The 18211-nt window shown below is 73.9% G+C and carries 15 protein-coding genes and 3 pseudogenes; 8 read left to right on the forward strand and 10 right to left on the reverse strand.

The window, feature by feature from the left end; all coding sequences use genetic code 11:
- Positions 1–107 precede the first annotated feature (107 nt).
- Complete coding sequence (locus tag UG55_RS11215; RefSeq protein WP_066066800.1) at positions 108–620, forward strand: hypothetical protein; 513 nt, start codon at positions 108–110, stop codon at positions 618–620.
- An 18-nt stretch (positions 621–638) separates the two neighbouring features.
- Here UG55_RS11215 and UG55_RS11220 read toward each other — a convergent pair whose 3' ends face one another.
- Entirely contained in the window at positions 639–1298 is a 660-nt protein-coding gene (locus tag UG55_RS11220) for a TetR/AcrR family transcriptional regulator (RefSeq protein ID WP_199865106.1), read from the reverse strand.
- 147 nt (positions 1299–1445) lie between these two features.
- Here UG55_RS11220 and UG55_RS11225 point away from each other — a divergent pair, with 147 nt between their 5' ends.
- Together UG55_RS11225 and UG55_RS11230 are read left to right on the forward strand one after the other, a co-directional pair.
- Complete coding sequence (locus tag UG55_RS11225; RefSeq protein ID WP_066066802.1) at positions 1446–2267, forward strand: SDR family oxidoreductase; 822 nt, start codon at positions 1446–1448, stop codon at positions 2265–2267.
- 354 nt (positions 2268–2621) lie between these two features.
- Positions 2622–3875: a glycoside hydrolase family 5 protein gene (locus UG55_RS11230; RefSeq protein WP_242424159.1), complete on the forward strand. Its 1254-nt coding sequence runs from the start codon at positions 2622–2624 to the stop codon at positions 3873–3875.
- 8 nt (positions 3876–3883) lie between these two features.
- On the opposite strand, the gene UG55_RS11235 is transcribed toward UG55_RS11230, so the two are convergent.
- The 4 genes and pseudogenes from UG55_RS11235 to UG55_RS47030 all read right to left on the reverse strand — a co-directional run.
- The gene (locus tag UG55_RS11235) at positions 3884–5227 is read right to left on the reverse strand and encodes a phosphoribosyltransferase family protein (protein WP_066066804.1); all 1344 of its coding nucleotides are present in this window, start codon (positions 5225–5227) and stop codon (positions 3884–3886) included.
- 342 nt (positions 5228–5569) lie between these two features.
- Positions 5570–6148, reverse strand: a pseudogene (locus tag UG55_RS47020) (hypothetical protein); the annotation flags it as partial.
- 1 nt (position 6149) lies between these two features.
- Positions 6150–6231: pseudogene (locus tag UG55_RS47025) on the reverse strand (hypothetical protein); the annotation flags it as partial.
- A gap of 1 nt (position 6232) precedes the next feature.
- Positions 6233–6870 (reverse strand): annotated as a pseudogene (locus UG55_RS47030) (hypothetical protein); the annotation flags it as partial.
- Between UG55_RS47030 and dnaK the strand changes: the two are divergent.
- The 5 genes from dnaK to clpB are packed head-to-tail and all read left to right on the forward strand — an operon-like array spanning position 6824 to position 13258.
- On the forward strand, positions 6824–8707 hold the full coding sequence (gene dnaK / locus UG55_RS11245; RefSeq protein WP_066066808.1) for a molecular chaperone DnaK: 1884 nt from the start codon (positions 6824–6826) through the stop codon (positions 8705–8707). The pseudogene UG55_RS47030 and the gene dnaK sit on opposite strands and share 47 nt — an antisense overlap.
- A complete protein-coding gene (locus UG55_RS11250; protein ID WP_066066810.1) occupies positions 8700–9230 on the forward strand; it encodes a nucleotide exchange factor GrpE in 531 nt (176 codons plus the stop codon). The genes dnaK and UG55_RS11250 overlap by 8 nt, the downstream gene beginning before the upstream one ends.
- Positions 9227–10282, forward strand: coding sequence for a DnaJ C-terminal domain-containing protein (locus UG55_RS11255; RefSeq protein WP_066066812.1), 1056 nt, complete (start codon positions 9227–9229; stop codon positions 10280–10282). Before UG55_RS11250 ends, UG55_RS11255 begins: the two co-directional genes overlap by 4 nt.
- Before the next feature lie 19 nt (positions 10283–10301).
- A complete protein-coding gene (locus UG55_RS11260; protein ID WP_066066815.1) occupies positions 10302–10622 on the forward strand; it encodes a chaperone modulator CbpM in 321 nt (106 codons plus the stop codon).
- Entirely contained in the window at positions 10613–13258 is a 2646-nt protein-coding gene (clpB, locus tag UG55_RS11265) for an ATP-dependent chaperone ClpB (RefSeq protein WP_066066817.1), read from the forward strand. Before UG55_RS11260 ends, clpB begins: the two co-directional genes overlap by 10 nt.
- Here clpB and UG55_RS11270 read toward each other — a convergent pair.
- The 5 genes from UG55_RS11270 to UG55_RS11290 all read right to left on the reverse strand — a co-directional run.
- Positions 13245–13538 (reverse strand): hypothetical protein, encoded by a 294-nt coding sequence (locus tag UG55_RS11270; protein ID WP_242424160.1) that lies wholly within the window; start codon positions 13536–13538, stop codon positions 13245–13247. The two genes, clpB and UG55_RS11270, sit on opposite strands and share 14 nt — an antisense overlap.
- A gap of 100 nt (positions 13539–13638) precedes the next feature.
- Positions 13639–14904, reverse strand: a complete 1266-nt coding sequence (locus tag UG55_RS11275) for a CaiB/BaiF CoA-transferase family protein (protein ID WP_066066820.1) — start codon at positions 14902–14904, stop codon at positions 13639–13641.
- Positions 14897–15637, reverse strand: coding sequence for a pentapeptide repeat-containing protein (locus UG55_RS11280; RefSeq protein WP_066066822.1), 741 nt, complete (start codon positions 15635–15637; stop codon positions 14897–14899). Before UG55_RS11280 ends, UG55_RS11275 begins: the two co-directional genes overlap by 8 nt.
- 74 nt (positions 15638–15711) lie before the next feature.
- Complete coding sequence (gene pheA, locus UG55_RS11285; protein ID WP_066066978.1) at positions 15712–16656, reverse strand: prephenate dehydratase; 945 nt, start codon at positions 16654–16656, stop codon at positions 15712–15714.
- A 125-nt stretch (positions 16657–16781) separates the two neighbouring features.
- Positions 16782–18169 (reverse strand): dihydrolipoamide acetyltransferase family protein (locus UG55_RS11290; RefSeq protein ID WP_242424161.1); only part of this gene is annotated, 1388 nt, incomplete at its 5' end.
- Positions 18170–18211: the final 42 nt, after the last annotated feature.

Consider the following 18211-nt stretch of genomic DNA (forward strand, 5'->3'; position numbering starts at 1 on the left):
TCACGCCTGATTGGTGCGGCGGACGGGATCCCGCGCGGCGTGCCAGCATTGTTGCGCGGGCCGGGCTGCCGCCGACGCCAGCGCCACGCCGATCGAAAGGTGGGCACATGCTGACAATGTTTTGCTTCGACGGACTTGCCGTGGTTATCGAGGATCTCTTCTTCGTCGACCCGGAGCCGGCTCCCGGCCAGGAGGGCCCGGAGCGGGGGGTACGGGTGGAGCTGCGGCTCGTCGAACGGCAGCCGTGGCGGGGATCGGTCTACGCCTCGCAGCGGGTCGTCGTGGACGAGGCGGTGTTGCGGGTGGATCTGCTGGAGTCGATCGCGGCCGGCCCGGGCAGCCGGGACCGGGTCCACCACCACCCCACGATGCGGCACAACGAGCCCGGTGACCGGGTCTTCGACCAGCGGCTCACCGACGACCCGGTGGGCTGGCTGGAAGCGCGGCTCGCCGATCCGGTGCGGCTGCTCGCCGCCGCCGGGGTGCCGGACCTGCACCGGTACCAGGAGGCCCAGGCCGGGCTGCGGGACGCGCTCCCCGAGATCACTCGCGCGGTCACGACGATGTTGCGGCGGGTGCACGCCGGCCAGCTGGCGCTGGCCCCGGGCCGCGCGGCCTGAGCAGCCCGCGCCGCGTTCTCAGGCGCGGTGCGGTGCGCCCGCGCCGAGCGGGTCGAGGCGCAGCGCGTTCCAGTAGCCGGTGATCGCGGCCTTGAGCTCGCGGATCATTCCCGGCCGTTCGTCCGGGCCGGCCGCGACGACGGCCGGGAGCACGCCGGTGAACAGGTGGAAGGAGGTCTTCGCGGCGAGGCGGCGGCCGGCGGCGTCGCGGTGGGGCGCGATTTCGCCGATGAGGGCCTCGACCCGGTCGCAGATGTCATCCTGCAGCGACCGCGTGCAGGCGGCGAGCTCCGCGGAGATACCCGCGCCGGCGAGCAGTGCCTTGATCGCCGGATGCGCGAGGTTGAACGCCAGGAGCGGGTCGACGACCCGGTCGACGAGCACCGCCGTGGGCAGCAGCGCGAGGCCGGGGACGACCAGGCTGTCGCCGGCCTCGCCGAGGTAGGAGACGTACCGCCGGGCCAGCGCCTCGGCGATCGCCTGCTTGTTGGCGAAGTACTGGTACAGCGAGCCGGGGGAGACACCGGCCCGCGCGGCGATCAGGTTCGTGGTGGCGGGGTCGTAACCGACCTCGCTGATCACCTGCTCGGCGGCGTCGAGGATCGACTCCGCCCGGCGGCGGCCGCGCTCCTGGCGTTTCGGGCCGGCCGGCGCGCTCAGCTCGTTCGGGGGCACCACTGCGCACGCCCTCCTCCGCGGTTCGCCGCCACGCTCGGACCCTAACCCGCGGCGGGACCTCGTTGACGAATGCGAGCGATGACTCGTATTCTCCGTGCTCGTGAAACACGAGCGATCGCTCGTGTTTACTGTAGCGGGGAGAGTGACATGACCAGTGACTCGGCGATGCGCGGCCGGACCGCGATCGTGACGGGTGCGTCCAGCGGCATCGGCCAGGCGATCGCCCTTCGTCTCGGGGCCGCCGGCGCGGCGGTGCACCTGGTGGGCCGGACGGCGCCGCCGATGGCGGCCACCGTCACCCGGATCGCGGCCGCCGGTGGCTCCGCGACCGCCAACGTGCTGGACCTGCGCGACCACGACGCGCTCGCCGCCCTGATCGACCGGGTCGCCGACGAGTCCGGCCGGCTGGATGTGATGGTCAACAACGCCGGCATCGCCAGCAACCGCGCGATCCTCGCCGAGGAGGTCGACGCGGCCCGGGAGATGTTCGACGTCAATGTGCTCGCCCTGCTCGTGGGCTGCCGGGCCGCCGTCGGGGCGATGCGTCGCACCGGCAGCGGCGGGCACCTCGTCAACATCTCCTCGACCGCGGCCCGGCAGCCCGACTCCGGCGTGTACGGCGCCACCAAGGCGGCGGTCGGGTACCTGAGCGAGGGTCTTCGCCGGGAGCTCGAGGACGACGACATCCGGGTGACGTCCCTGCTGCCCGGTGTGGTGGCGACCAACGTGGTGCGGAACTTCACCCCCGAGTCGGTGGCCGGCATCGGCGCGTTGGTCGGGGTGCCGCTGGAGACCGCACCCGGCGAACGCCTCCCCGAGAAGGTCCTCGAGGCCGCGCAGAATGCGCTGGGGACCCACATCGCCCGGCCGGAGGACATCGCCGACGCCGTGTACTACGTCGTTGGCCTCCCGCTGCGCCTGAACATCCCGGAAATCGTCGTGCGCCCGGCGCGGACGATGCGGATCTGACGGGGTCGTCCCGGGCGGTCCAGGCTCAGCGGTGTTCCTGCCAGTAGGCCTGGTCGACGTAGAACGTCCGCGATAAGCGACAGAAGGCCCGTGCGGAACGCGTGGCCGAATCAGCCCGTGGTGACCGCCCTTCGCGTGCATGGAATTCCGGGCGAGGTGGCGACACGTAGTCCGTGCGTTTTCGGCGCGGTTGGCAACGTTTCAGCCCCCGCCCGGCGACAGAGTAGGTGGGGCCGTTGGCCGGGGGGTCGAGACCGACACGTCGTCGACAGGTTTGTGAGAAAACGACAGATGAATATGATCATCCGGCCAGGGCTGGGCACCCGACTGAGGTCACGGCTGCGGTTGCGGCTGATGACGTCGCGGACCGGGGTGCTCGCGATCGGGTTCGCCGCGCTGGTGGTTCTCGGCGGCTGCACCCCGATCGAGGGCGGCTCGGATCCCGGCACCGCGCCGGGCCCGGCCACGACCGGGGCGCCGGCGACTCCCGCCACCCCCCCGGCCTCCCCGGCCGGTGGCACGCCCACCTCGGGCGGGACGCCGTCGCCGACCACCACGCCGACCTCCTCGGCCACGGGGTCGCCGTCGGCGACGGCCAGCCCGTCCGCCCCCGCGACGACGTCCCCACCGCCGGCCGGCGGCGGCACCGGGAGCATCGCCGGGCTGCGGGTCGCCGGCACGTCGATCGTCGACGCCGCCGGTGCGCCGGTACGGCTGCTCGGGGTGAACCGGTCCGGCACCGAATACGCCTGCATCCAGGGCTGGGGAATCTTCGACGGCCCCAGCGACGACGCGTCCGTGGCGGCCATCGCGGCCTGGCGGGTCAACGCCGTGCGGGTCCCGCTGAACGAGACCTGCTGGCTCGGCATCAACGGCGCTCCCGCGCAGTACTCCGGCCAGGTCTACCGGCAGGCGATCATCGACTTCGTCGGCCGGCTGAACGCCCGCGGGATGGCCGCCGTCCTCGACCTGCACTGGGCCGCCCCCGGAACGGAGAAGGCCACCGGCCAGCGGCAGATGGCCGACGCCGACCACGCCCCCGACTTCTGGCGCTCGGTGGCCACGACGTTCAAGAACAACCGGGCCGTCCTGTTCGACCTGTACAACGAGCCCCACGACATCTCCTGGGCCTGCTGGCGTGACGGCGGCGACTGCGGCATCGGCTACCAGGTGGCCGGTATGCAGGACATGCTGGACGCCGTCCGCGGCACCGGCGCGACGAACATCGTCCTCGCGACCGGCAACGGCTGGGGCGGTGACCTGACCGGCTGGCTGGCGAGCCGGCCGACCGACCCGAGCGGCAACCTGGCCGCCGGCTGGCACATGTACGACTTCGGCGGGTGTGTGACGCCCTCCTGCTACGACAGCCAGATCGCGCCGGTGTCCGCGGCCGTCCCGCTGGTGGTGGGCGAGTTCGGCGACAGCGACTGCAACCACGACTTCAGCGACCGGACGATGACCTGGCTCGACAACCACGGTGACAGCTATCTCGGCTGGGCCTGGAACACCTACGACTGCGGCGGGTTCCCCGCGCTGATCAAGGACTATTCGGGCACGCCGACGGCCTACGGGGAGGGGCTTCGCGCGCACCTGGCCGCCCTGCGGTAGCTCCGCGGTCAGCGGCCGGGATGCCCGACCAGGGCCAGATGGTGCAGGAACCAGTCCCGTGCCAGTGCCGCCACCGTCTCCAGGGCGTCCGGCTCGGTGAACAGGTGGGTGGCCTCCGGCACCACCGCCAGGTGGTTCTCGCACCGCAGCTCGGACTGCGCCCGCCGGTTGAGGTCGAGCACGAGTTCGTCCCGTTCGCCGACGATGAGCAGGGTCGGTGACGTCACCAGGGTCAGCCGGCGGCCGGCCAGATCCGGCCGGCCGCCGCGGGAGACCACCGCGGTGATCTGGGAGCCGAGCTCGCCCGCCGCCCACAGTGCCGCGGCCGCCCCGGTGCTGGCACCGAAGTAGCCGATGGGCAGGCGGGCGACCGCCGGTTCCTCGCGCAGCCAGCGGGTGACCCGCACCAGCCGGCGGGCGAGCGTGCCGATGTCGAACACGTTCGCCCGGTCGGCCTCCTCGTCCGGGACGAGGAGATCGAGCAGGAGGGTCGCGAACCCGGCGGCGCCCAGGACCTCGGCGACGTACCGGTTGCGCGGGCTGTGCCGGCTGCTTCCGCTGCCGTGGGCGAACACGATCAGCCCGTGCGCCCGGTCCGGCCGGGCGAGCGTTCCGGCCAGCCTGGCTGTGTCCAGGGGGATGCTGACGTCGAGCTCCGGATGGCCCCGGCCACCGGTCTCGGCGGTCCTGGCGGTCTCGGCGGGTGGCGGCGGGGCGGTGAGTACGGCCCGCCTCAGCAGGCCCGTCACCTCCTCGTCCGAGGTCTGGGTGAAGTCGGCGTAGAAGGAGCCGATGGCGAAGAACTCCTCGGGGACGGCCAGGGTGATCACCTCGTCGGCGTCGCCGCGCAGCCAGCGGATCCGCTCCGCCGGCGCGACCGGCGCGGCCAGGATCACGCGGGCGGCACCCGCGGCGCGCACGGCCTGGCAGGCGGCGGATGCCGTCGCGCCGGTCGCGATCCCGTCATCCACCACGACCACGGTGCGGCCGCGCAGCGGGATCCGCGGCCGGGACCCCCGGAAGCGCCGAACCCGGCGGTCAAGTTCCACCCGCTCCCGGGCCTCGACCATGGCGAGGTCGGCGGGAGTGATGCCGGCGACCGCGCGCGTCTCGTCGCTGACCACCCGCACGTCCCCCTCGGCGATGGCGCCCATGGCCAGCTCCGGCTGGACGGGGACACCGAGCTTGCGGACGACGATGACGTCCAGCGGCGCGCCGAGGGCGCGTGCGACCTGGTAGGCGACGACCACGCCGCCGCGGGGCAGCCCGACCACCACCACGTCCTGGCCGCGCAGGTCGGACAGCCGCCGGCCAAGCTCATAGCCCGCCTGTGTTCGATCACGGAAAAGCATCTCGCCGGGCCCCCTTCCATCCGCCGGTGGCCGAGGCATCGCTCTCCGTCTGCTCCTGCCCCACCGGAAGCCATCAGAACATCGCCGACCCGGCCGCGATTGCGCGCAGGAGCCTGAAGAATTCGTGCTGACAGCAGGAACATCACTCGGCGGGGTGTTCCATGGCCCGGGGCGACGAGACCTGGATGCCGGGTCCACCCGAGTGCCGGCCACTGTCAATGACGGAGCTGTTGCAGAACGTAGTCGACCTGCGAGATCCGGGGGATCTTCCCCTCGCCCCAGGTGGCGACCGCGTCCAGGCCGACCTGCTCCGCCCGCTCGCCCAGCGCGCGGGCATGCCANGGATGGTGGAACATGATCTCCGAATCCAGCGGCAGCGATTCCGGGGTTCGGGCGTTGGCGACCCAGAACGGGACGTCGTCGGCGTCCATCAGGCCGAGCAGGTCGACGTCGTGCCGGTACTCGACGATGTCGGGCCGGTTGATGTCGTCGAAGGCCGGGATTCCGTAGAACCCGAGCATCCGGCGTCCCTCGGGGACGGATCTGATGAGCTGCAGGAGGCCGGGGGCGAGCTGGTCGGCGTAGTCGGCGAAGACGTCGTCCTGCCAGCGCACGATGTCGTAGGTGGCCTGGGTCTGGGTCACCGCGACGGCCTGCGGCCGGGTCGACATCCGGGCCACGGGGTCGGCGGCGCCCGGGCTGGCGAGGTCGTCATGGAAGGCCAGCCACAGCGCTGCCCCCGCACCCGCCGAGTTGCCGATGAGGCCGATCCGGTCGGGGTCGACCCGCAGCGAACCGGCGTGGTAGCGGATGTACTGCAGGCAGTGCGCGACGTCGGTCAGGGGCTTGATGACCCCCTCGCCGTCGTCCGCGGCCAGCAGTCGGTAGTTCATGCTGGCGACCGCGGTGCCGGCGGAGAGCNGCCGCGGCGCGGCCGGGCCGGCGGCCGCCGGATCGTCCCGCCCGTTACTCCAGAACGTGGCCTTGTCGCCCGAGACGAACCCNCCGCCGTGCAGGTAGATGACGAGTGGAACGTCCGTCGCCGAGGCGGGGAGCGCGAGGTCGAAGGAGTTGAACCGGGCGTCGTCACCGCAGGGGATGTCGGCGGCGAACCTGACTCCCCGGGCCGTGCCGGTGTCGAAGGCGGGGGCGGCGAACGAGATCGACAGCGGCTCGGGTCGCGGGGCCGGCGCGCCGCCCGCGCCGCTCCCACCGCCCGCGGAGCCGCAGGACACCAGTCCGCCCATCAGCGCGAGGGCAGTGAGGCCGGTGAGAGCGGAGAAGGTCCGGCGTGCGCTCATCCATGGTCTCCTCGGCAGCTCCGCGGACGGCTGGACGGACCATACTGCGGCCGAAGCCACCGAAGGGGCCGAAGCGGCGAAGCGCCCGGTCCGCAGGTCCGTGATGTGCCCTTTTCCGCTGCCCGAGTAATGGTGGCCGGTGCACCGCCGGTGTTTCGGGGCACCGGCCGGTGGTATCGCACTGACAGGTGGTCTGACCGGCGGCTTTCCGCACCCGGGACCGGGAGCACCCCAGGACCAGGGGAGCGCTGACCGGGGGCGCCCAAATCGGGAGAGCTCAAATCGGGAGGGCATCGTGGGAAAGGCTGTTGGAATCGACCTGGGTACGACTAATTCGGTCATCGCGGTCGTCGAGGGCGGTCAGCCGACCGTCGTTCCCAACGCGGAGGGCTCGCGCACGACCCCGTCGGTGGTCGCCTTCACCGAGAGCGGGGAGCGGCTGGTCGGTGAACTGGCCCGCCGGCAGGCGATTCTGAACCCGAAAGGCACGATCACCTCGGTGAAGCGGTTCATCGGCCGCCGGTACAGCGAGGTCGCCAGTGAGCTGAGAACCGTCACCTTCGATCTGGTGCCGGGCAAGGACGACGCCGTGCGGATCGTGGTGCGCGGGCGGCAGTACGCGCCCGAGGAGATCTCGGCGATGGTGCTGCGCAAGCTGGCCGACGATGCCGGGCGGTTCCTGGGTGAGCGGGTCACCGAGGCGGTGATCACGGTGCCGGCCTACTTCAACGACGCGCAGCGGCAGGCCACCAAGGATGCCGGCCGCATCGCCGGCCTGGAGGTGCTGCGCATCATCAACGAGCCCACCGCGGCCGCGCTGGCGTACGGGCTGGACAAGCGCTCGCACGAGACCGTCCTCGTCTTCGACCTCGGCGGTGGCACGTTCGACGTGTCGATTCTCGACGTGGGCGACGGCATCGTCGAGGTCCGGGCGACCGCGGGCGACACCCATCTGGGGGGCAACGACTGGGACCGCCGCCTGGTCGACTTCCTCGCCGACGACTTCCGGAAGAAGTCCGGGATCGACCTGCGCAACGACCCGCAGGCGCTGCAGCGCCTCTTCGAGGCGGCGGAGAAGGCCAAGATCGAACTTTCGTCGGTGACCCGGACGCAGGTCAGCCTTCCGTTCATCACCGCCGACGCGAACGGGCCGCAGCACCTCGACGAGGCGCTCACCCGCGCGCAGTTCGAGGCGAGCACGTCCGACCTGCTGGAGCGCACCACGCCCGCGCTGCGCCAGGCGATGCGGGACGCGAAGACGGCGGAGCAGGACGTCGACGAGGTCATCCTGGTCGGGGGCGCCACCCGGATGCCCGCGGTGCAGGCCGCCGTGCGCAGGTTCACGGCCGGCAAGGACCCGAACATGACCGTGAACCCGGACGAGGTCGTCGCGGTCGGCGCCGCCATCCAGGCCGCGGTGCTCAAGGGCGAGGTCTCCGATGTGCTGCTGCTGGACGTCACCCCGCTCTCGCTGGGCGTGGAGACGCTCGGCGGGGTCAGCACCAAGGTGATCGAGCGCAACACGACGATCCCGGCCCGGCGGACGGAGACGTTCTCGACCGCGGAGGACAACCAGTCGGCGGTGGACATCGTGGTGCTGCAGGGCGAGCGCGAGATGGCCGCGGACAACCGCACCCTGGGCCGGTTCCGGCTGGAGGGGATCCGCCCCGCGCCGCGTGGCCAGGCCCAGGTCGACGTGACGTACGACATCGACGCGAACGGGATCCTGAACGTCACCGCGAAGGACACCGACACCGGCGCGGAGCAGCGGATCACCATCTCCGACAACACCAACCTGCCGCCCGAGGAGATCGAGCGGATGGTGGCCGACGCCGAGCGCAACCGGGCCGAGGACGAGACGCTGCGTGCGAACGCCGACGCCCGCAACCAGCTGGACACCATCGTCTACCAGGTCGAACGCCGGATCTCGGAGCTCGGTGCCGAGGTGCCCGTGCACACGAAGGCGCGGGCGGAGCAGCTGATCGCCGACGCGCGCCGGGCGTTGGACGAGCGCGCGGACGTCGACCGGGTCCGCCCGCTGGTCAACGATCTCCAGCAGGTGCTGTACGGCCTGCCGTCGGCGTCCCGGGAGTCGGCTTCGGCGTCCCGGGAGTCGGCGCCGGCGCCCGGCGGGGACGATGTGATCGACGCCGAGTTCACCACCCGTGACGATGGCTGAGCATCCGGACCTCGCCCGGGAACTCGAGGAGTGCCAGGCCCAGCAGCTTCGCACGCTGGCGGACTTCGACAACTACCGCCGGCGGACCGGGCGGGAGATCAGCGCGGCCAGGGCCGCCGAGCGGGATCGGGTGGTGCTCGCCTGGCTCCCGGTGCTCGATCATCTGGAGCTGGCGCTGTCGCACGCGTCCGCGGACCCGGAATCCCTGATCGACGGGGTGCGCGGCGTCCGCCAGCTGGCCCTGGACGCCCTGCGCAGCTGCGAGGTCGTCCGGCTGGACGACGAGTCCGGGGCGTTCGACCCGAACCGGCACCAGGTCGGGGCGGTGGTGGACGCCTCGTCGATGCCCGCCTCGTCGTCGATGCCCGACCCGCCGCCGGCGGGCACCGTGGTGACGGTTCTCCGGCCGGGCTACGCGGCCGAGGGGCGGGTGCTGCGGCCCGCCTCCGTCGCCGTGAGCGCCGGCCCGCGGGAGAGCTCCGGGCGAAGCCCGCGGGAGAGCTCCGGGCGGAGCGCGCCGTGAGCGGCGGAGCCGGCGCCGGCGCCGGCCGGCGCACCACCGCCGACCCGGACTTCTACCAGGTCCTCGGGGTCGCGCGGGACGCCGACGGCGACACGATCCAGCGGGCGTATCGCAAGCTCGCGCGGAAGTACCACCCGGACATCAACTCCGACCCGGCCGCCGAGGAACGGTTCAAGGAGCTCTCCGAGGCGTACGACGTGCTCTCCGATCCGGACGCGCGCGCTCGCTACGACCGTTTCGGCGCCGACTTCCGGCGGATGCCGGAGGGCGCCGAGCACTGGGCCCGCGGCGCGGGCGCGGGCGGAGGCCCGGGCGGGCGGGCGAGCGGGCGCGCGGCCGGGGGTTTCGGCCACGAGGGTGCCGGGGGGTTCACCGGCTTCGGCGGATTCCGCGAGGCGGGCGGGTTCCGCGGCGCCGGAGGTTTCGAGGGATTCGAGGGCTTCGACTTCGCCGACCTTTTCGGCGGGGGAGCGCGTGGCTTCGCCCGGCGGCCAGGTGGCGGCGGCCCGGTGCCGGGCGCCGATCAGGAGGCGGAGATCCAGGTCACCCTCAGCGAGGCCTACCGGGGCGGGCGGCGCCGGGTGGCGCTGCCCGGCGCCGACGGCCCGCGCGAGATCGAGGTGACCGTTCCCGCCGGGATCCGGGACGGCCAGCGCCTGCGGCTGGCCGGCCAGGGCGGGCGCGGCCGCGCCGGCGGGCCGGCGGGCGACCTGTACCTCGTGGTGCGGCTGCTGGCCGACCCGCGTTTCCGGGTCGACGGGCGGGACGTCCACACCGACCTGCCGCTGACGCCCTGGGAAGCCGTGCTGGGGGCGACGGTCTCCCTGGACACCCCGGACGGCGAGCGGGTGAGCGTCGCCGTGCCGGCGGGGACGTCCAGCGGCCGCGGGCTTCGGCTGCGCGGCCGGGGCCTGCCGGGCCGCGACGGCGGGGCGGGTGACCTGTACGCGCATGTCCGGATCATGGTCCCGCCGAGCCCGACGGAGCGTGAGGCGGAGCTGTTCCGCGAGCTTGCCCGGGCCTCGTCCTTCAATCCCAGGAGGCCGTCATGACCGAACCCGAGGAGCCGTCGTGACCGCGCTGGTCGTCCGCGCCCGGCCGGGCCGGGCCCTGGACATCGAGGCGTTCTGCGCCGTCACCCGGCTGCATCCCGACCTCGTCCGCCGCCTGGTGGCGCTGGGCCTGCTCGAGGCCGACGTCGACGCGGCGGGCCGGTACGTCCTCACCGCGCGGGCGGTGGCCCGGGCCGGGCGTATCGAGCGGCTCCGCCGTGACCTCGGGATCACCTACACCGCGACCGGGATCGTGCTCGACCTGCTCGACCGGATCGACGACCTTGAACGGCTGCTGCGAGCCCGACCTGCCACAGGCGAGGTGCATCCATGGACATGAACAGGTTGACCGAGAAGTCCCGGGCGGCCCTCGACGAGGCGCAGGCCCGCGCCATCCGGCTCGGTCAGGCCGAGGTCGACGGCGAGCACCTGCTCGCGGCGCTGCTCGAACCGCAGGACGGGCTCGTCCGCCGCCTGGTGGCCGACGCCGGGGCGGAGCCGGCGGCGCTCGCGGAGGCCGTCTCCGCCGAACTGGACCGGCGGCCGCGGGTGTCCGGCCCGGGGGCGCGGCCGGGGGAGGTGTACGTCACGCAGCGGCTGGCCCGGCTGCTGGACACCGCACTGCGGGAGGCCGGGCGGCTGCGGGACGACTACGTCTCCGTCGAGCATCTGCTGCTCGCCCTGGCCGAGGAGGGGCCGGGGACCGCGGCCGGGCGCCTGCTCGCCGGCAGCGGCCTCACCCGGGAGAAGCTGCTGGGCGCGCTCACCGCCGTGCGCGGCAACCAGCGGGTGACGTCCCAGCACCCGGAGGAGACCTATGAGGCCCTGGAGAAGTACGGCCGGGACCTGGTCGCCGAGGCCGCGGCGGGCCGCCTCGACCCCGTCATCGGCCGCGACGCGGAGATCCGCCGGGTCACCCAGATCCTCTCCCGCCGGACGAAGAACAACCCGGTGCTGCTCGGCGACCCCGGGGTGGGCAAGACGGCGATCGTCGAAGGGCTGGCGCGGCGCATCCACTCCGGTGACGTCCCCGAAGGGCTGCGGGACCGGGTGGTGTTCCAGCTCGACCTGGCCGCGCTGATCGCCGGGGCGAAGTACCGCGGCGAGTTCGAGGAACGCCTCACCGCGGTGCTCACCGAGATCAAGGCGGCGCAGGGCCGCATCCTGCTGTTCGTCGACGAGCTGCACACCGTCGTCGGTGCCGGTGCGGCCGAGGGCGCGCTGGACGCCGGCAACATGCTCAAGCCGATGCTGGCCCGCGGCGAGCTGCACCTGATCGGCGCGACGACGGTCGAGGAGTACCGCCGGCACATCGAGTCCGACGCCGCCTTCGAGCGCCGGTTCCAGCCGGTCGCGGTGGAGGAGCCGACGGTGGAGGACACCATCTCGATCCTGCGGGGGCTGCGGGAGCGGTTCGAGATCTTCCACGGCGTGCGCATCCAGGACGGTGCCCTGGTGGCCGCGGCGGTGCTGTCCCACCGCTACATCTCCGACCGGTTCCTGCCGGACAAGGCGATCGACCTGGTCGACGAGGCGTGCGCGATGCTGCGCACGGACATCGACTCCATGCCCGCCCCGCTGGACGAGGTCACACGCCGGGTCACCCGGCTGGAGATCGAGGAGGCGGCGCTGGCGAAGGAGGACGACGCGGCCAGCGTCGCCCGGCTGGACCAGCTCCGCCGGGAGCTCGCGGACCTGCGCGCGCAGGCCGAGGCGATGCGGGCCCAGTGGGAGTCCGAGCGCCAGGCCATCCGCCGGGTGCAGGAGCTGCGCGAGCAGGTCGAGGACGTCCGCCGCCGCGCCGAGGAGGCGGAACGCGCCTACGACCTGAACACGGCCGCCGAGCTGCGCCACGGCCAGCTGCCGGACCTGCGCCGGCGCCTGGCCGGGGAGGAGGAGCGGCTCACCGGCCGCCAGCAGGGCCAGCCGCTGCTGCGTGAGCTGGTCACCGAGGACGAGATCGCCGGCATCGTCTCCCGGTGGACGGGCATCCCCGTCTCCCGGCTGGTCGAGGGTGAACGCGAGAAGCTGCTGCGCCTCGACGACATCCTGCACGAGCGGGTCGTCGGCCAGGACGAGGCGGTTCAGCTGGTCGCCGACGCGGTCATCCGGTCGCGGGCGGGGATCCGCGACCCGCGGCGCCCGGTCGGCTCGTTCCTCTTCCTGGGCCCGACCGGGGTCGGGAAGACCGAGCTGGCGCGGGCGCTGTGCGAGGCGCTGTTCGACTCCGAGGAGGCGATGGTCCGCATCGACATGAGCGAGTACCAGGAACGCCACAGCGTCAGCCGGCTCATCGGCTCACCGCCCGGCTACGTCGGCCACGAGGAGGGCGGGCAGCTCACCGAGGCCGTGCGCCGCCGGCCCTACTCCGTCGTGCTCCTCGACGAGATCGAGAAGGCCCACCCGGACGTCTTCAACACGCTGCTGCAGGTCCTGGACGACGGCCGGCTCACCGACGGCCGCGGCCGCACCGTCTCGTTCACCGAGACCGTCATCATCATGACGTCGAACCTCGGTTCGCAGTGGCTGCTCGAAGGGGTGACGGCGAGCGGTGAGATCGACCCGGCGGCCCGCGACCGGGTCATGGCCGAGCTGCGGCGGCAGTTCCGGCCGGAGTTCCTCAACCGCCTCGACGAGACCGTCCTGTTCAGGCCGCTGACCCTGGTCGAGATCGAGCAGGTCGTGACGCTGCTGGTCGCGGACCTGCGGGCCCGCCTGGCCGAGCGCCGGATCACGCTGCGGCTCACCGCGGCCGCCCGGGAGTTCATCGCCCGGGAGGGCTTCGACCCGGTGTTCGGGGCGCGCCCGCTGCGCCGGTTCATCCAGCGCGAGATCGAGACGCGGCTCGGCCGGGCGCTGGTCGCCGGTGAGGTGCGGGACGGCTCGGACGTCCTGGTCGACCTCGCCGGGGACCACCTCGCCGTCGCGCACCAGGAGCCCCGGCTGGCCCGGGCGGCCGCCGTCAGCGGTGAGTGACCACCCGCGCGGACGACCTGGCCGGATGGTGGAGCTGGTCGTGGGTGTCCGCCCACGAGTACGCCTCCGCGGCGACCTGGGTGAACGAGGCGGGCCCCAGCCGGCACTCCGAGCAGGAGACCCCGAACAGGCGGCTGAACGTCCGCCCGCCGAACGCCGGGGAGGGGCCCTGGCCGCGCAGCGCGCCGGAGCGGCGCCGGAACAGGCCCATCAGGCCCGCCCCGGAGTCGACCCAACTACCGCGAGTGGGTGGCCCGGGACAGGCAGCGTGGTCGTGCACCGCGGACTCATCAGCCGATGGTAGGACGAACCCCGCCCGGACTCGACAGGTAAGGCCTGGACGGCATGTGGCGGACAGAACCGGCGGCACCCCGGTTCTGCTAGAGGATCGCGCCCTGCTCCTTCAGCAGCAGGATCTCCGGCCAGGTCAGGCCGAGCTCCAGCAGCACGGCCTCGGTGTGCTCGCCGTGCTCGGGCGCGCGGGCCGGCCGCCCCGGCCGGCCGTCGAACTGGACCGGGGTGGTGACCATCGGCATCCCGAACCCGCCGCCCATCTCCACCTCGGCGACGAAGCCGTTCGCCTGGACCTGGGGATCGCCGTGCACCTCGCCCGGGTGCTGGCTCACCGCCCACTCGCCCTCGAACCCGGCGAGGGCCGTGCGCCAGGCGGCGAGCGGGCTGGCGGCGAAGACCGCCTCAAGCTCCTCGACGCAGGCCCGGGCGTTGCGGCGGCGGGCGTCCAGGTCGACGAAACGCGGGTCGGTGGCGAGCTCGGGCCGGCCGAGGGCGTCGCACAGCGAGGGCCAGTTCCGGTCCGGAGCCAGCATCATCAGCGCGATGAACCGGCCGTCGGCGGTCCGGTAGGGGAGCATGAGCGGGTTCCAGGTCGCGTACCGGTCGGCTCGCGGGTCCGCCCGCGGGGCCTCCCCGGTGTCCGGGTGCTCCTCCCCGGTGTCCGGGTGGTCCTCCCCGTCGATCCAGGCGTTGACGATGTCGGGCTGCACCTGCCAGAGGCCGGCGGCCAGCAGCGAGCCGTCGACGACGGAGCCCTCGCCGGTCGTCGCCCGGCGGTAGAGCGCCGTGCTGATCCCCCCGGCCAGCGCGAGCCCGGCGACGAGGTCGCCGAAGGCGGGGCGCGGCAGCCCCGGCCACCGTGCGCCCGGGGCCCCGAGCAGCTGCTGCATGCCGCTGCGCGCCCAGAACGCGCCGGAGTCGTAGCCGCCGCGGCGCGCGTCCGGCCCGTGGGCGCCGAACGCGGTGGCGCGCACGTAGATGATCGACGGCTCCCGGGCGCGGATGTCGTCGACGTCGATGCCGAGGCGCCGGCGCGCACCCTCCCGCAGGTTGGTGACGAAGACGTCGCTGTCGGCCAGCAGGCGGTCGAGCAGTGCGCGGCCCCGCGGGTGGGCCAGGTCGACGCCCACCGAGCGCTTGCCCCGGTTGGCGGACTGGAAGAACGGGTCGACTCCCCGGTACTCGGAGTGCAGGCCCACGGTGGTCAGCCCCCGGTAGGGGTCGCCCCCGTCGGGATGCTCCACCTTGACGACCCGCGCGCCCCACTCGGTCAGCACCGCCGTCGCGGTCGGGGCGAACACGTGGGTGGCGACCTCCAGCACGCGCACCCCGGACAGCGGGCCGTCAACCACGGCCGGCCGTGTCGACGACCTCGAACCGGCCCGGACCCGTCTGGCGGGAGGCGGAGCGTAACCGGTGGGCCCATTCGCGGCGGGGCCAGGTGGTCGCCGCGGACCAGCGCAGCCGGTCCAGCCGTGGCGCGCTGAGCAGCGCCTCGGCGAACGCGGTGCCGCACACATCCGCCCCGCGCAGGTCCGTGGAGTCGAGGACGGCCCCGGTCGCGTCCGCGTCGCACAGCACCGCGCCCCGCAGGACGGTCTCGCCGAAGTTCGCCTCCCGCAGGTCCGCGCGCAGGAGGAAGGCGCCGCGCAGGTCGGCCCGGAACAGATAGGCCGCGCGCAGGTCGGCGTCGCGAAGATCCGCGCCGTTGAGATGCGTGCCGGCCAGGAGCGCCCCGCGCAGGTCGGCGCCGGACAGCGTCGCGCTGCTCAGGTCGGCGTCCCGCAGGTCGGTACCGCGCAGGTCCGCCGCGCGCAGGTCGGTACCGCGCAGGTCCGCGCCGCTGAGGAAGGCCCCGCGCAGGTCCGCCGCGCGCAGCCGGCGTCCGGTGAAGACCCGGCCGGCCAGGTCGGTGCCGGCGAGGCTCGGCCCGCCGGGCCGCGGGACCGGGGCGAGGTCCTGGCGCCGGCCGAGGACGGCCGCGAGGAGCCCACCGAGCGGATGACCCCATCCGGTGGCTGGCTCCGCCCGGACCGTCGTGGCCGCTGCCGGCGGGAGCGGCCGCCGCCGCTTGTCCTGCGTCATAATTGGTGAGATTAGCCACATCAGGCTTAGGGCGGAACTGTTTGCGCGCGGCAGCCGGCGCTCCTGATCCGTGACTAGTCCGTGACCTCGCCGATTCCCTCGACACAGCGGGCGATCCAGGCGGCGGCCTTCGCGAACTCGTGGTTCGCCCGCAACGGGTCCCCGGCCGAGCTGATCCGGTCCGCCCGCGGATACGAGCCGAGAAAACGGATCTTGCGAGTGATCCGGTGCAGCCCCATCAGCGCCTCCCGCACCGGGCGGTCACCGATGTGGCCCTCCGCGTCGATCGAGAAGCAGTACCGACCCAGGCCCTCACCGGTCGGCCGGGATTCGATCCGCAGCAGGTTCACCCCGCGCACCGCCCACTCCCGCAGCAGCTCCAGCAGCGCGCCCGGTTCGTCCCGGTCCGGCCACACCACCACCGAGGTCTTGTCCCGCCCGGTCGGCGGGCTGACCCGGCCGGGCCGCTCCAGCAGGACGAAACGAGTTGTCGCGTCCCCGGCGTCGTTGATGTCGGTCACGAGTGCCTCCAGGCCGTAGAGGCGGGCGGCGAACTCGCCGGCGAACGCGCAGTCGAACCGCCCGTCCCGCACCAGGCGGGCGCCCTCGGCGTTGGAGGCGGCCGACTCCCACTCGGCGTGCGGCAGGTGCCTGGCCAGCCAGCGCCGCACCTGGGCCTGGGCGACCGGGTGCCCGGTGACGCTCTTGACGTCGTCCAGGGTGGTGCCCGGCCGGACGAGCAGCGCGAAGCTGATCGGCAGCAGCACCTCCCGCCGGATCGTCAGCGGCCGGCCGGTCGCGAGCTCGTCGAGGGTCGCCGTCACCGCCCCCTCGACGGAGTTCTCGACCGGCACCAGGGCCGCCCCCGCGTCACCGTTGCGCACCGCGTCCAGCGCGGCCGCCACCGAGCCGGACGGGAAGAGTTCGTGCGTGACGGCTTCGGGCAGCGTGCGCAGCGCGGCTTCGGTGAACGTGCCCTCGGGGCCGAGGTAGGTGCATCGCTGCGGGTGGGCAGGCAAGACATCCCTTCTGGGACCGGATCGGTGGCTGGCGTCGCCGGTCTGGCGGGGGACGGCGATCGCTGCCGGGGGCGCGGAGCCGGCCACCGGTGTCCTCGCCGCGGGCGGAGCCGCCGGGCGGGTGCTCACAGGAACCGGAGCAGCCGGGCCGGGTTCTCGACGGCGTCGGCGACGAAGCGCAGGAAGGACCCCGCGGTCGCGCCGTCGCAGACCCGGTGATCGAAGGTGAACGACAGCTGGGCGACGCTGCGCACGGCCAGCTCGCCGTCCACCACCCACGGCCGGGCGATGATCCGGCCGATCCCGATCATCGCGGTCTCCGGGTGATGGATGATCGGCGTCGCGCCGTCCACCCCGAAGACGCCGTAGTTGTTCAGCGTGAAGGTGCCGCCGGTCAGCTCCGCGGGCACCAGCCGGCCGGCCCGCGCGGCGGCGGTCAGCCGGGCGATCTCGGCGGCGAGCGCGGTCGTCGTCCGGTTCTGCGCGTCGCGGACGACCGGCACCACCAGGCCCCGCGGTGTCTGCGCGGCGAAGCCGAGGTGCACCGACCGGTGCCGGCGCACGCCGGTCGCCCGTCCCTCGGCATCCGTGACGACCTGGGAGTTCAGGTCCGGGAAGTGGAGCAGGGCGGCGACGCAGACGCGGGCGACGATCGCCAGCAGCCCGATCGGCCGCTCGGCGTCACCCGGGCCGGAGTTGAGGCTCCGGCGGGCCGCGAGCAGCTCGGTGGCGTCGGTGTCCACCCAGCAGGTGGCGTCGGCGACCTCGCGCCGGCTGCGGGCGAAGGTCTCCGCCGCGTGCCGGGCCAGCGGGCTAAGCGCGATCACGGACGGGTCCGACCCGGCCGCGGGTGCCGCCGCCGGCGCGGCGGGCGGTGTGGCCGGCCTGGTGGCGGTGAACTCCGGCCCGGCGGCGATGGCCGCTTCCACGTCCCCCCGGCGGATCAGCCCGGCCGGGCCGCTGCCGGTGACCGTGGCCAGGTCGAGGCCGTGGTCGCGCGCGAGGCGGCGGACCAGCGGCGAGATGACCCTGACCGCCTCCGGCGGCCGCGGCGCGGTGGGCCCGGCCGGGTGGGTCGGGCCGGCCGGGTGGGCCGGGTGGGTCGGCACCGCGGAGCCGGCCGCCAGCGTGGCGAAGTCCGGCCTGGCGGAGCGCTCCGGCTGCTCCCGGGTGCCGTACCCGACGAGGACACTGCCCGACCCGCCCGCCCGCGCCGCCGCCGCGCCGGTCGCGCCCGCCGCGCCGGCCTCGCCCGCCGCGCCGGCCTCGGCTTCGGTCGCGGTCGCGGGCGCGCCGCCTCCGCCACCGATCCCGCTGACGGCGACGGTGATCAGCGGCGCGCCGACCGGCAGCTGGGTGCCGGCTGGTCCGGCGATCGAGGTGACGACGCCGGCGTGCGGGCAGGGGACCTCGACCACCGCCTTGGCGGTCTCCACCTCCGCCACCGGCTGGTCGACGGCGATGACGTCCCCGATGGCGACCAGCCAGCGGACGATCTCGGCGGAGGTCAGCCNCTCGCCGAGGTCGGGCAGGGCGAATTCGCGTACCGCGGCCA

The sequence above is a fragment of the Frankia sp. EI5c genome, assembly GCF_001636565.1.
Taxonomy (GTDB): domain Bacteria; phylum Actinomycetota; class Actinomycetes; order Frankiales; family Frankiaceae; genus Parafrankia.